General features: G+C 67.0%; 9 protein-coding genes. 5 read left to right on the top strand and 4 right to left on the bottom strand.

Going from position 1 to position 13810, the window contains the following annotated elements:
* The first annotated feature begins 8 nt into the window (after positions 1-8).
* The 3 genes from AB7G19_RS09970 to AB7G19_RS09980 all read left to right on the top strand — a co-directional run bounded on the left by AB7G19_RS09970 (position 9) and on the right by AB7G19_RS09980 (position 4889).
* On the top strand, positions 9-1310 hold the full coding sequence (locus AB7G19_RS09970) for an MFS transporter (protein WP_085399749.1): 1302 nt from the start codon (positions 9-11) through the stop codon (positions 1308-1310).
* Between the two features lie 155 nt (positions 1311-1465).
* Complete coding sequence (locus AB7G19_RS09975; protein WP_085399753.1) at positions 1466-4051, top strand: EAL domain-containing protein; 2586 nt, start codon at positions 1466-1468, stop codon at positions 4049-4051.
* A 280-nt stretch (positions 4052-4331) separates the two neighbouring features.
* Entirely contained in the window at positions 4332-4889 is a 558-nt protein-coding gene (locus AB7G19_RS09980) for a hypothetical protein (RefSeq protein ID WP_085399748.1), read from the top strand.
* Positions 4890-4982: 93 nt separating this feature from the next.
* Here AB7G19_RS09980 and AB7G19_RS09985 read toward each other — a convergent pair whose 3' ends face one another.
* From AB7G19_RS09985 to AB7G19_RS10000, 4 genes are all read right to left on the bottom strand, one after another.
* The gene (locus AB7G19_RS09985; protein ID WP_041953298.1) at positions 4983-5900 is read right to left on the bottom strand and encodes an MBL fold metallo-hydrolase; all 918 of its coding nucleotides are present in this window, start codon (positions 5898-5900) and stop codon (positions 4983-4985) included.
* A 92-nt stretch (positions 5901-5992) separates the two neighbouring features.
* Positions 5993-7198 carry an NAD(P)/FAD-dependent oxidoreductase gene (locus tag AB7G19_RS09990; protein WP_135214118.1) on the bottom strand — a complete coding sequence of 402 codons (1206 nt, stop codon included), beginning with the start codon at positions 7196-7198 and terminating at the stop codon, positions 5993-5995.
* 129 nt (positions 7199-7327) lie between these two features.
* Positions 7328-7618: a hypothetical protein gene (locus AB7G19_RS09995; protein WP_071910478.1), complete on the bottom strand. Its 291-nt coding sequence runs from the start codon at positions 7616-7618 to the stop codon at positions 7328-7330.
* 311 nt (positions 7619-7929) lie between these two features.
* Complete coding sequence (locus AB7G19_RS10000; protein WP_085399746.1) at positions 7930-8541, bottom strand: TetR/AcrR family transcriptional regulator; 612 nt, start codon at positions 8539-8541, stop codon at positions 7930-7932.
* A 130-nt stretch (positions 8542-8671) separates the two neighbouring features.
* On the opposite strand from AB7G19_RS10000, the gene AB7G19_RS10005 reads away from it, so the two are divergent.
* A complete protein-coding gene (locus AB7G19_RS10005; protein WP_085399745.1) occupies positions 8672-9901 on the top strand; it encodes a cytochrome P450 in 1230 nt (409 codons plus the stop codon).
* A 132-nt stretch (positions 9902-10033) separates the two neighbouring features.
* Entirely contained in the window at positions 10034-13678 is a 3645-nt protein-coding gene (locus tag AB7G19_RS10010; RefSeq protein ID WP_135214119.1) for an AsmA family protein, read from the top strand.
* Positions 13679-13810 lie beyond the last annotated feature (132 nt).

Genomic DNA, 13810 nt, shown 5'->3' on the forward strand with positions numbered 1-13810 from the left:
AGCACAACATGCGGCTTCCGTTCTTCTACGGCTGGGTCGTGGTCGCGGTGACCTTCGTGACCATGGCGATCGGCGTCAACGCACGCACCGCGTTTTCGCTGTTCTTTCCTCCCATCATCTCCGAATTCGGCTGGGAACGCGGCGTCACTGCCGGCGCGTTCTCCTTCGGCTTCGTCGTGTCGGGCATCGTCAGCCCGCTGATCGGCCGCCTGATGGATCGCGCCGGCCCGCGCGCGGTGATGGAACTCGGTGTCGTGCTGATGGGCGGCGGCCTGCTGCTCGCGCCACTCACCAGCACGCCCTGGCATCTCTACGTGACCATCGGCGTCATGGTCGGCGCCGGCTCGGTGTGTCTCGGCTATTCCGGCCAGTCGCTGTTCCTGCCGAACTGGTTCATCCGCAAGCGCGGCTTCGCCATCGGCATTGCCTTTGCCGGCGTCGGCATCGGCTCGGTGACGCTGCTGCCCTGGGTGCAGCACATGATCGAAGAGACCGGCTGGCGCACCGCCTGTACCGCGATGGGGCTGCTCATCCTCGTCGTGCTGGCGCCGATCAATCTGTTCCTGCACAAGCGGCCCGAAGACATCGGCCTCCAGCCGGACGGCGATGCCACGCCGGCGGCGGGCGCGGCGACACCGGTGTCCAACATCGTCGATCCCGTCTGGGTCGGCACCGACTGGACGCTCAAGCGCGCGGTTGCGACCGCGCGCTTCTGGTGGATCGCGCTCGGCTATTTCAGCGGCCTGTACATCTGGTACGCGGTGCAGGTGCACCAGACCAAATTCCTGCTCGACATCGGCTTCAGCCCCGGTGTCGCGGTGTGGGCGCTCGGCATCGTCAGCCTGCTCGGCATTCCCGGCCAGATCCTGCTCGGCCACGTCTCCGACCGGATCGGGCGGGAATGGGTGTGGGCGATCAGCTGCGCAGGCTTTGCGATCTGCTTCGCGGCGCTGATGGCGCTGAAATTCCAGCCGTCGCTGTGGCTGGTCTATGTCATGGTGTTCGCGCAAGGCGCGCTCGGCTACGGCCTCACCTCGATCATGGGCGCGGTGGTGTTCGAGATCTTCCAGGGCAGGCACCAGGGCAGCATTTTTGGAACGATCATGCTGGCGGCCCTGGCCGGCGGCGCGGCGGGTCCCTGGCTCACGGGTTTCCTCTATGATCGCACCGGCGACTACACGCTCGCCTTCGCCATCGCCATGGTCGTGAGCGGACTGTCTGCGCTCTCGGTCTGGCAGGCCGCTCCACGCAAGGTGCGGGCGGTGGCCGGCCGGTTGCACAAGCTCAAGCCCACAAGCGCGGCCGAATAGGTTCCGATGCATCGGATTGCCTTCGCAGCTTTCGCGAGCCGTTAAGCATGTCGCGTCTTGGCCGGACGCGACCCGGTTGCAAAAACGTCTTGGACACCATCGCGGCGCTAGCCTCGGCCCCCCTTGCCATCTTCCCGATGCATCCGGGTCCAACGATGTCTGCCGCCGATTGTCCCATGACAGAAATTCCGGACGTGCTGCTGGCTGCGCTCGAATGTGCCGACGGCGGTATCGTCATCGTCGACAGCGCGCGTCGCATCACGCATTTCAATGCCGGTGCAGAGCGGATCTGGAAACTCGCGCGCGCCGAGGTGCTCGGCTGCGACGCCGAACTTCTCACGCTCAAATGCCTTCGGGCCGATCCGGTCGCGGAGTTCCGCGACGAGATCAGCCTCGTGCGGCGCGACGGCACCCGGATCCGGGCGGCCATCTCGCTTTCATCCGTCACGCGTGGCGGCGCCACCCATCACGTCGTGTTCGCGCGTGACGTCACCGCGGAGGCCGAGCGCCGCGTCAGAATCGGGCTTCTCCACGCCGTCTCCGACCAGACCAACCGCGCGGTGCTCATCACCGACACGGACCAGAACATCGTCTACGTCAATTCCACCTTCGGGACGCTGTTTGGCTACACCAGCGAGGAGGCCGAGGGCCGCCGCGCCGGCGCGCTGATCGCCGGCCGCCACACCGATCGGAAGGCCGTCGCGAAGCTCGTCAAGCGCCTGATGACCGGCGGCCGCCGCGGCGAAATCGAGACGCTGGTCTACAACAAGGGCGGCGAGGAGATCTGGGTCTGCGCCCGTATCGACGTCTTCCGCGACAAGAAGGGCCGTGCCAGGCACATCTTCGCGCTGCTCGAGGACATCACCGAGACCAGGCAGCTGCGCTCGCTCCAGCAGCTCATCATGAGTGCGCTGGCCGACGAGGTTCCGATCACCGATATCGCCGACAGGCTGTGCCGAAGGGTCGAGGAGATCGCGCCTGACGTGGTTTGCTCGTTGCTTCACGTCGATGCCGCAGGCCTCGTCCATCCGCTCGGCGGGCCCAGCCTGCCCGAGGACTATTCGCGTGCGCTGGACGGCATCGCGATCGGTCCGAATGTCGGATCCTGCGGCACCGCGGCCTTCTACGGTGAACCGGTGCTGGCCGAAGATCTCGACACCGATCCGCGCTGGCAGCCCTACAAGACGCGTCCGCTCGAAGTGGGCCTGCGCGCCTGCTGGTCGACACCGATCAAGGCCAAGGACGGCCGGGTCATCGCCACCTTCGCCTTCTATTTCCGTGAAACGCGCGCGCCGAGCAACTGGCACCGCCGCATCGTCAACGCCTGCGTCGACCTCGGCGCCTTCGCGATCGAGCGCAAGGAAGCTCGCGCCGAGATCGCGCGGCTCGCCTATCACGACATTCTCACCGGGCTGCCGAACCGCGCGCAACTGCGGCACCTGATCACCACGGCCATCGATGCCTGCCCGACCGGCAGCCACGTCGCGCTGGCCTTCCTCGACGTCGATCATTTCAAGGACGTCAACGACACGTTCGGCCACGCTGCCGGCGATGAGCTGCTGATCCAGCTCGCGCAGCGCCTGCGCGAGCAGATCGGCCCTGAGGACATGCTGGGACGGCTCGGCGGCGACGAGTTCGTCATCCTGCTGCCGCAGCGCAATGCCGAGAGCGCCGAGCGCGTCGCGGCCGGGGTCGCGGAGGCGCTCGCCGCGCCGCTGCGGCTTGGCTCCAGGCAGCTGCAGATGTCGGCGAGCATCGGCATCAGCCTCTATCCCGACCATGCGACCGACATCGACACCTTGATGCAGCAGGCGGATGCGGCCATGTACATGGCCAAGCAGGCCGGCCGCTCCACCCATCGCATCTTCAGCGCCGAAATGAACGGGCTCACCGAGCAGCGCCTGGCGCTGATCGCCGCGCTGCGCCGCGCCATCGCCGAGGGCGCGCTGACCCTCAGCTACCAGCCGCAGATCCGCAGTTGCGACGGTGCCGTCCATGGCGTCGAGGCATTGGCGCGCTGGCATGATGCCGTGCTCGGCGACGTCTCGCCGGCGAAGTTCATCCCGCTCGCCGAGGAGTGCGGCCTGATCGAGCAGATCGGCCTGTGGTCGGTGCGTGAGGCCTGCCGGCAGATGGCGGACTGGCGCCGCGCCGGGCTCAACATTCCCAGCGTGTCGGTGAACCTGTCGCCGATCAATTTCCGCAACGTCACGCTGGCGGCGCGGCTCAAGGACACCCTCGCCGAATACGATCTGCCGCCGGATGCGCTGATGCTCGAGATCACCGAGGGCACGTTCATGCGGGACAGCGTCGCCGCGCTGGAGACGATGAACGCGATCCGCGCGCTCGGCGTCGGGCTTTCCGTGGACGATTTCGGCACCGGCTATTCCAGCCTCAGCCGGCTCGCGCATCTGCCGATCCGCGAGCTGAAGATCGACCGCAGTTTCATGCGCGACATCGAGAGAGACGCGGGCGCGCTCGCGGTTGCCACCGCCGTGGTGCGCGTCGGACAGGGCCTCGGCATGACCGTCGTCGCCGAAGGCGTCGAGACCGAAGGCCAGCGCAAGACGCTGGCCGAGCTCGGCTGCGACGTCGTCCAGGGCTTCCTCTACGCGCCCGCGCTGCCGCCGGTCGCATTCGAACGCTGGTTGATCGAGCACTGCGCCGAGCAGGCGAGGGCAATGCTGGGGCGGCTCGATGTTACGCCGGCCGGTCGCGACGTGGTGAAGCGGTCGGCATAGTCGGCTCCAGGGCGTTCGCGTACAATCCGGCAGTCATCCCTTTCAACGGGTAGCCCCAGCCCCAGCTGATGATCGGCTGGTCGGATTTTTGTTTCTGGATATTTCCAATTGCCGATCGGCAATATCGAGCAACCGGCGCGGCGCCCTGCCAAATGCTCCGCGCCAGCTCCCGTTCCTACCACCGCGCAACCGGGCAAATCCAACTGCCAGGGCGAACTCAGGACTGGATGGGACTCGGGGCAACGTCACCTCGGGTCCGCCAAAAGCACGGAAAGCCACCATGACCTCGATTTCTGCGCTCTCCTCCAATCACCACCGCTCATCACCGTTGCAACAATTACAAGACGAGCTGCAAGCGGAAGTCAGTTCCGGCACGATCGATGCGTCGGATCAGTCGGCGCTGTCGGCCGCGCTCAGCAGCATCGGCTCCGCGTTGCAGTCAACCGGTGCAAGCGATCAATCCGGCGGCGGGACATCTTCGCCCGACGCCTTCGCGTCGAAGATTAATGGCCTCATCCAGCAGCAAGTGTCGGCCGGCAAGTTGACGGACGAGCAGGCCACCGAGCTGCAAGGAATTTTCAAGGCGGCGCTCTCGCATGGACCGCACGGAGCGGGTGGACCGCCGCCGGACGGGCCACCGCCATCCGGTGAGCCTCCCTCGGTCAACGGCACGGACGACTCGTCAAGCGGCAATTCGACGGCGGAGCTGCTGCAACAGTTTCTCCAGCAGCTGAAAAGCTCGCTTGCGGACTCGACCTATAGCGCGACGAAAGCAGGCGATACGACCGATGCGAACGATCCGTCGTTGTCCGGCGTCCTGATCAACGATCGGATCTGATATCGGCAGCGCGCCGCGCTGACTCGATTCGCGCATCGAAACCAGGGCCCGCCATGAATGCGCGCCCTGGTCTCACGTTGGCTCAGCGAGCGATCAGTAGTCCCAGAAGACCGGCACCCAGCGGAAGGCGTCGCCGGCGACCGCCACATGGCCGACGGAGGGGAACGGCATGTGTGTTGCCACCAGCATCTCGCCGCTCGCGGCAATCTCTCGCAACAGACCGACCCGAACGCGCGCCGCCTCCTCGGGGTCGTGTTCGAAACCGTTGTGCCAGTCGGGTTGATCGAACCCGACGGCAAACACGGCGTCGCCGGCGAATGTCAGCCCGTCCCCGCCGGATGCCACGCGAACCACGCTGTGTCCGGGGGTGTGACCGCCGGTGCGACGAACGACGACGCCCGGCGCAACCTCGTGCTGCTCATCGAACTGCCGCAGCTGACTTCCGTACTCCTTGACGAACCGCTTAGCGGTCGCCCGAAGCGCGTCCGGGAAGCCCGGCGGCATGGCGGTGTGGGAGAAATCGGGCGCCTCCCAGAATTTGACCTCGGCGGCCGCCACGTGGATCCGCAGGTCTTTGCGCAGCCGCTCCTTCACCCCGTCGACGAGCAGTCCGCCAATGTGATCCATGTGCAAGTGGGTCAGCACCAGATCGGTCACGGACGAAAGATCGATGCCGGCGGCTTCCAGTCGCTTGATCAACTGGCCGGCGCGCGGCAAGTGCAGATCCGGGTCTGACCCCAGTCCAGCATCGATCAGGATGGTCTTGTCGCCGCTGCGGACCACGACCGCATTCAGCGCCCAGTCGAAAGCGTCCTGCGGGAGGAACATGTCGTGCAGCCAGGTCGCCCGGACGGCCGGGTCGGCATTGTGCGCCAGCATCGTGGTTGGCAGCGGCAGCACGCCGTCGCTGACCACCAGCACGTCGATTTCGCCGACCTTCAGCGCGTAGCGCGATGGAACGAGCTCTTCCGGCTTCGATGTCGCGGGGTATGAGGTGTTGTGCAGGTTCATGTTGGTCTCCTGTTTCAAGGTAGGGCTCCCGGCTGGTCTTGGTTGAGCAGGCCGCGCAGCCAGGGAGGTGCGGCCGTGATCGTTTCGTGCTTCTAGAGGCTCGTCACACGCTCCGGATCGGCCGACGCGAGCGCTGCGGCACGCTCGGCACGGGGCGGGTAGATCCAGACCGTGTTGATCTCCTGCTTGGTCTTCTTGGCGACGTCGCCGACCATCTCGACCTTGCGCTCCCAGCCGCGCGTGAACAGCGCGCCGGCTTCGCCGAGATCAAGGCACGTGACGTAGGCCTTCTGGTGATACGGCCTGGTCGGGACGCGCAGGAGTTCGGCGGCCGCGTTGTTGCCGGCAAAGGCGCCCATCCGCGTGGCGTGCTGGCACGACATCAGCGCGTAATTGCCCTCGTCGTCGCATGCGGCCCGCGCGGCATCGCCGGTGGCGAAGACGCCGGCGATGCCGGGCACGCGCAGATCGCGGTCCACCAGCAGCCGGCCGAAATTGTCGCGCTCGGCGGGAATCTGCGCTGTCAGGGGCGCGGCGCGAATGCCGGCTGCCCAGACCACCGTCTCGGTTTCGATGTGTTCGCCGGTCGACAGCGTCACGCCGGATTTGTCGAGCGAGGCAACGCCGGTGCCGAGCCTTGTCTCCACGCCGAGCTTGCGCAGCGCCTGCTCGATGACCGGGCGGGAGCCTTCGCCCATGTCGGGAGCGATTGCGCCGTTACGCTCGACGATGATCACGCGCGTCCTGGCGTTTTGTCCGAAGATGGCGCGCAGGCGTGCGGGCAGCTCGGTCGCCGCCTCGATGCCGGTGAAGCCGCCGCCGGCGACCACGACCGTGTCGCGTCCATTGACGGCCGGCCGGTCGGCGAGGCCATGCAGATGCTTGTCGAGAGCAACCGCGTCGTCGAGCGAGTCGACGCTGAAGCCGTGCTCGGCGAGGCCGGGAATGTTGGGTCGGAAGAGGCGGCTGCCGGTGGCGATCACCAGGCGGTCGTAGGACAGGGTCTTGCGGGTGCCTTTGGGAGTCGAGATCTGAACCGTCAGCGCCTCGGTGTTGACGGTCTCGGCGCTCCCCTGGATGTAGTCGACGTCGATCGCCTTGAGGACACCGAGCAGCGGCGCCGTCAGGGTTTCCGGCTTCGGCTCATAGAGCCGAGGGCGGACCACCAGCGTCGGCTCCGGTGCGATGAGCGCGATCTCGAGCTCTTCCGGTGAGACCCCCTGAATGTCGCGCAGGCGGGCGGCGGAGAGGGCGGCGTACATGCCGGCGAAGCCGGCGCCAATGATGAGCAGTCGCATGTGGTTCACTCCTGGATTTGGTTCTGGGGTTGTTGGTTCGAAACGCGCGCCATCGCCGCCGCTCGATGCGAGCAGAGCCTGTTGCGAGCGATGATGACGCGAAGAGGTGAGACGGAGACCGCCGGGCCTTTACGGCGCGGTGCAGTTCGGCAGCGAGGACAGCAGCGCAGGGCCTTCACATCCTGCGCGGCAGCTTCGCGGGCCCGATGGCCAGCCGCGCAGGGCGACCGGCAGCGCAGGTTTGTTGGTCCAGCCCCGATCGATCAGGATCGACGTCGAGACCTTGGCGTCTTGTGCGATCTGTGGCGGCGCCTCATCGGCCGTCGGCGAGGTGAAACGCACGGTCAGTGAAAGCCCGTACATGAGCGCCGTCGAGACGGCCTTCCGCCGTGGCGCGATTGCAAGCCGTTTCCTGTCCATCGTTTGTCTCCGTCCCCATGATGTGACGTTGCGATGTTTAGCCAATCGGATCGTCGGCTGCGCCAGAGCGATTGCCGTCCCTGTCGAGAGATTGCTGCTAACCCACGCGCCTGCGCCAATCGCTCGGCGCCTAGCCGGTTAGCGGCGCGGAGGCCCGGCGTATTTCCCGAAGCGGCAATGCCTTGTCCGATCCTGCTGCAATCAGGCGCACGTTTTCAAAAACGCACGATTGGGGCGGGCGGCGAGTTGTCGGAGAATTCAACGCCGGTCGGATGACGGTCCGGTCGTGGACCTGATATCGGCGATCCAGGCTAGTTCGACGACAATCCGGTCCTGCGCCTCAAATCCGTGATCGCGCGCAGAAAACTGTCGGCCGGCGTTGTCTCCGGATCGATCAGGCGGTGCAGGCGAAAGCCGTCTTCCAGCGCCAGCACGACGGAGGCCATCCACGGCGGATTCAGCGTGTCGTTCCTGCCGTTGCTCTTCAACGTGGCCTCGACGATGTCGGCGACCAGCTTGCGGCGCGCGCGCAGCCGCTTGGCAAGCTCCGGGCGGCGCTTCTCGGCGCGCGCGACGAACAGGATCATCTCCATGTGCAGAAGGGGCGAGCGGCCGAGCGGGTCTTGCCGGCTGCGATCCATCGTCTTCAGCGCCGCGATGAAATCGTCGAGATTGTCGTGCTGCGCGAGGATGTCGAGGTTGCGCCGGATCGACTGCTCGACGTGATCCTCGAGCATGGCGATGATCAATTCGTCCTTGCTCTTGAAGTTGGAATAGAACGCGCCGCGGGTGAAGCCCGCGGCGGCCGCGATCGCCTCGATGCTGGCGCCGCCGATGCCGTCCGCCTCGAACACGCGCGCGGCCGCCTCGAACAGTTTGTCGCGTGTGTGGTCCCTGGTCGGCCTGGTTCTCAGCCTTGACATCGGCGCAGGTTAGGGCAGAATGCAACTCGATACAACAATGTATCGAGTTTATAATCTTGGGGATGGTTACGCCGCGCGCGCAAGGGGCTGCCGGCGTATTCGTGTCATGCGGCAACCGATTGAGGTCACCATGAACGAGCAAGTGCAACCCGCAGGCGGACCGCTGTTCAACCCGCTGTCGCCGGACTTCATCCGCGATCCCTATCCGCACTATGACCGGCTGCGCACGATCGAGCCGATCCATGTGACGCCGTTCGGCCAGTTCGTCACCAGCCGCCACGCCGATGTCAGCCTCGTGATGCGCGACAAGCGCTTCGGCAAGGATTTTGTCGAGCGCTCCAAGCGCCGCTATAGCCCTGCCATCATGGACGAGCCGGTGTTCCGCAGCATGAGCCACTGGATGCTGCAATCCGATCCGCCCGACCACACCCGCCTGCGCGGCCTCGTCGTGAAGGCCTTCACCGCCCGTCGCGTCGAGGACATGCGGCCGCGGATCCAGGCGATCGTCGACCAGGCCATCGATGCGGTGATCGAGCGCGGCCACATGGACCTGATCGAGGATTTCGCCTTCCGCCTGCCGGTCACCATCATCTGCGACATGCTCGGAATCCCCGAGGATCATCGCGAGACCTTCTACAACAGCTCGCGCGATGGCGGGCGGCTGCTTGACCCCGTGCCCCTCACGCCGGAAGAGATCGCGAAGGGCAACGCCGGCAACATGATGGCGCAGATGTATTTCCAGCAGCTGTTCGAGCTGCGCCGCCGCAATCCCGGCGACGATCTCACCACCCAGCTGGTGCAGGCCGAGGAAGACGGCCACAAGCTCACCAACGAGGAATTGACCGCCAACATCATCCTGCTGTTCGGCGCCGGCCACGAGACCACCGTCAATCTGATCGGAAACGGCCTGCTCGCGCTGCACCGCAATCCGGATCAGCTCGCGCTCCTGAAGGCGCGGCCCGAGTTGATGGTCAACGCGATCGAGGAATTCTTGCGCTACGATTCCTCGGTGCAGATGACCGGACGCGTGGCGCTGGAGGACATCGCGGATCTCGGCGGCAAGAGCATCCCAAAGGGCGAGACCGTGCTGTGCCTGCTCGGCTCGGCCAACCGCGATCCGGCGGTCTACCCTGATCGCCCCGACAGGCTCGACGTCACCAGGCCCAACGTCAAGCCGCTGTCGTTCGGCGGCGGCATCCATTTCTGCCTGGGCGCCCAATTGGCGCGCATCGAGGCCGAAATCGCCATCGCGACGCTGTTGCGGCGGCTGCCGGATCTGCGCATCGACGACGTCGAGAACCCGGAATGGCGCCCGACGTTCGTGCTGCGCGGCCTGAAACGCCTGCCGGCGAGCTGGTGACGGCCGCCAGCGTTAACCTCCGCGCGCAACAGTCGCTGTGACTTCGCCACACTTCCCCTTATATAAGGGGCTGTTCCGGCGCGCCTGAGGCCCTCAGGTTCGGCCCGGGCCGATTTGGCCGAGGGGAGACCCGTGCAGACGACGCTGCTCGGATTGGCGATTGCCTTCATCATTGCGCTGCTGACCGCGCTGATCGGGCCTTACTTCATCGACTGGAACCAGTTCAGGCCCCAGTTCGAGGCGGAGGCGGGCACGATCATGGGCGTGCCGGTGCGGGTGGCGGGCGAGCTGGATGCACGGCTGCTGCCGGCGCCGACGCTGCGGCTGCGCTCGGTGACCTTCGGCGGCAACAACGATCTCGGCCGCCTGCGCGCCGACAAGCTCGACGTCGAGTTCAGCCTGAGCTCGCTGATGCGCGGCGAATGGCGCGCCACCGAGCTGACCGTCAACGGCATGGCGGTGGATCTCGGCCTGGATGCCAAGGGCCGGGTCGATTTGCCGTCCACCGCGAGCGGCACCTTCAATCTGGCCTCGCTTGCGATCGAACGGCTGAACCTCACCGGCCGCATCGCCCTGCACGATGCCGCCAGCCGCTCGACGCTGGAATTGAACGACATCACCTTTTCGGGCGACGTGCGCTCGCTGGCCGGCTCGGTCCGCGGCGACGGCAGTTTCACCGCCACCGGGGTGCGCTATCCGTTCCGCGTCTCCTCCGGCCCGAGCGCCGACGGCAGCGCCACCCGTCTCCACCTCAACATCGATCCCGGCGAGCGCGCGATCTTGGCCGATCTCGAAGGCGTGCTCGCCTTCGACAACCGCCTGCCGAAATTCGACGGCGCACTGACGCTCGCTGTGCCCCCTGTCAAGAAGGCGGGCACGGCGGGGCCGACACCCTGGAAGCTCACGGCAAAGCTCAAGGCCGATCCGGCCGGCGCCAAATTCGAGCAGATCGACGCGAGCTTCGGCGCCGAGGACAATGCGCTCAAGTTTGGTGGTGTCGGCGATGTCAGGTTCGGCGCCTCGCCGCTGCTGCGCGCGGTGCTGTCGGCGCGCCAGGTCGATGCCGACAAGCTGGCGGGCAAGGACGATGCCGAGCCGCAGCGCGTCCTGCCGGCCCTGCGCGCGGGCCTTGCGGCGATCCCGCAGGCGCCGATACCGGCGCAGATCGAGTTCAACTCCGACCAGATCATGCTGGGCGGGCGTCCGCTCCAGAACATCACGGCGGAGCTTCAGACCGACGGAAGGTCCTGGACTTTCCAGCGGCTCGAGCTGCGCGCGCCCGGCATGACGCAGCTCTCGCTCAACGGCGCAACGCCTGGCGCCGACAGCTTTAGCGGCCGGCTCAGCGTCGAGTCGTCCGACCCCGATACGCTGGTGGCCTGGCTCCAGGGCCGCAGCGAGATCAACCGTCGCAGCACGCGGCCGCTGCGCCTTGCCGGCGACGTGACCATCGCAGCCAACCATCTCGCCGTCGACAGGCTGAAGGCCGAGATCGAGGGCGGCGCGGTGGAGGGCCGCATCGCCTTCGTCCAGACCGGCGCGAGCAAGGGCTCGCGGATCGACGCCGAGCTCAAGGCCGACCGTCTCGACCTCGATGCCGCCGCAAGCTTCGTGCGCGCGCTCGCGGGGCCGCAGGGCGAATGGCCGGAGGAAGCCAGGCTCGCGCTCGATGTCGGCCGCGCGATGTCGGCCGGACAGGAGCTGCGACCGTTCACGGCGAAACTCGGCTACGGCCCCGCGGCGCTGTCGCTGGAGCAGTTGCGGTTTGGTCAGGCGAGCGGCGTGACCACCGAAGCGAGCGGCAGCTTCGACCGCGTTCATGCCACCGGCAAGCTCGCGCTGAAATCCTCGGCCAATTCGCTGCGCGAGCTCACCGCGCTGCTCGAGCCGATCGCGCCTTCGGTGCGCGCACGGTTCGACGCCATCCCGTCATTGCCCGGCGCGACGCGGCTGAAGCTCGACCTCAGCCTCGACAAGAACGCCGACCATGCCGATCGCAACGACGCGCGCGCCGTGCTCGATCTCGATGCGCCGCAGCTCAAGGCTACCGCGACGCTGGCCGGGCAGACGCCGGTCGCGGCGGTCAACGGCATCGACATCGACCGCTTGCGCAACAGCGACTTCACGCTGGACTCGAAAATTTCGACGCCGAAGGCCGGCGCATTGCTGGCGCTGCTGGGCCTCGATCGCGTCGCCGCCGTGGGCGAGGGCCCTTCGCAGTTCGAGGGCCGGTTGAGCGGCGCCTGGCGCCGGCCGTTGCAATTGAACGCAAAGCTCAGTGGCGGCGGGCTGGATGCGGATGCGCAAGGCAGCATCGAATTGTCGGACCCCAATTCGTTCCAGCCGAAGGCCAGCGTGAATTTGCGCGTGCGCAATGCCAATCTGGCGCCGCTGTTCGGGACCAGCCCGGCGGACAAGTCAGTGCAGAGCGTCAACCTGTCCTCGCGCGTCGGCCTCTCCGGCAACCGCCTGACCTTCGACGATCTCGACAGCAGTGCGGCCGGCTCGCATCTGCGCGGGCATCTCGCGGTGACGCTCGATCAGGAGAAGAGCGTCGATGGTGAAATCGGCCTCGACGCGCTCGATCTTGCGCCCGCGTTCGCAATGGCCATCGGCGCCGCCGGACATGATGCCGGTGATCCCCTGAGTGCGGGGCTGCTCGGCGGCTGGCGCGGCCGCATCGCCTTCCAGGCCTTGCGCGGCACGTTGCCTGACGGCATCGAGCTGCGCCCGGTCGGCGGCACGATCCGGAGCGATGGCCAGTCGCTCGCGCTCGACGCGCTCAAGGGCGGTGTCGGCGGCGGTGAGATGTCGGCGAGTTTCGACGCGCGCAATGGCGCCAATGGCGTTGCGCTGAATGCACGTATCGAGCTGCGCAATGTCGATGCGGCGGCGCTGCGCTACCGCGATCTCGCATTGCCCAAGGGACGCGCCTCGGTGCAGATGGCCCTGACCAGCCAGGGCCGCAGCGTTGCGGCGTTGACCGGTGCGCTCGCCGGCAATGGCACGGTGACGCTCGAGGCCGCGGAAATCAGCGGCCTCAATCCGCGCGCCTTCGAGATCGCCATCCGCGCCAGCGACGGCGGCCAGGTTGCCGACGACAACAGGCTGCGGCAGCTCGTCGAACCCGCGCTGTTGGCAGGTCCGATCGCGGTCGCCTCGGCGCAGATCCCGTTCACGATCCGCGACGGGCGCCTGCGCGTCGGCGCGACACCGCTGGAAGCCAAGAACGCGCGGGCCATCGTCTCCGGCGGCTACGATATTCCCGCCGACCAGGCCGACATCCGCGCCAGCCTGACGCCGATCATGACCGGACTTTCGGGCGCGCCGCCGGAGATCCAGTTGTTCGCGGCGGGTCCCCCCGACAGGCTCAACCGCACCGTCGATCTCGCGCCGCTGTCGTCCTGGCTCGCGGTGCGCACGATCGATCGCGAGACGCGCCGGCTGGACGCGATCGAGCGTGGCGAGCCGCCGCCGGCGACTGCGGCGCTGCCGACGCTGGTCTCGCCCGATCCGGTGCCCGAGCCGTCGCTGACCGACGTGCCGTTGCCCGGCCGCGATCCGCGCCGCGCGCCGCCGAAGCCAAAGGCCGCGCCGACGCCGAAGGCGCCGCTGGCCGCCCCTGCAGCGCCAAGTCCTCCACTCACAAGCCCGCCGCTCGCGAGCCAGCAGATCGCCCCGCTGCCACCGCCGATCGAGGTGAGGCCGGCGCCGGGCCCGCCGCCCGCAAAACCCAAGCCGAAGCCACCGCTGGTGCTGACGCCGTCGAATCCGTGAACGCGGCAGCCTGTTCGGCAAGCGCTGGCCCTTGCCCGCCGGTAAACCCATTCCCGCGCATTTTAACGAATTTTGCTCGGCAAAACTGATCTGCCGACTTTACTGGATTCTCGCGTTTGATCTCTAGTGTCG

The organism is Bradyrhizobium sp. 215_C5_N1_1, assembly GCF_052075935.1.
GTDB lineage: Bacteria > Pseudomonadota > Alphaproteobacteria > Rhizobiales > Xanthobacteraceae > Bradyrhizobium > Bradyrhizobium barranii.

Coding starts and splice junctions, on each gene's coding strand:
- AB7G19_RS09970 (WP_085399749.1), top strand. CDS start 9: ATGCGGCTTCCGTTCTTCTACGGCTGGGTCGTGGTCGCGGTGACCTTC.
- AB7G19_RS09975 (WP_085399753.1), top strand. CDS start 1,466: ATGTCTGCCGCCGATTGTCCCATGACAGAAATTCCGGACGTGCTGCTG.
- AB7G19_RS09980 (WP_085399748.1), top strand. CDS start 4,332: ATGACCTCGATTTCTGCGCTCTCCTCCAATCACCACCGCTCATCACCG.
- AB7G19_RS09985 (WP_041953298.1), bottom strand. CDS start 5,900: ATGAACCTGCACAACACCTCATACCCCGCGACATCGAAGCCGGAAGAG.
- AB7G19_RS09990 (WP_135214118.1), bottom strand. CDS start 7,198: ATGCGACTGCTCATCATTGGCGCCGGCTTCGCCGGCATGTACGCCGCC.
- AB7G19_RS09995 (WP_071910478.1), bottom strand. CDS start 7,618: ATGGACAGGAAACGGCTTGCAATCGCGCCACGGCGGAAGGCCGTCTCG.
- AB7G19_RS10000 (WP_085399746.1), bottom strand. CDS start 8,541: ATGTCAAGGCTGAGAACCAGGCCGACCAGGGACCACACACGCGACAAA.
- AB7G19_RS10005 (WP_085399745.1), top strand. CDS start 8,672: ATGAACGAGCAAGTGCAACCCGCAGGCGGACCGCTGTTCAACCCGCTG.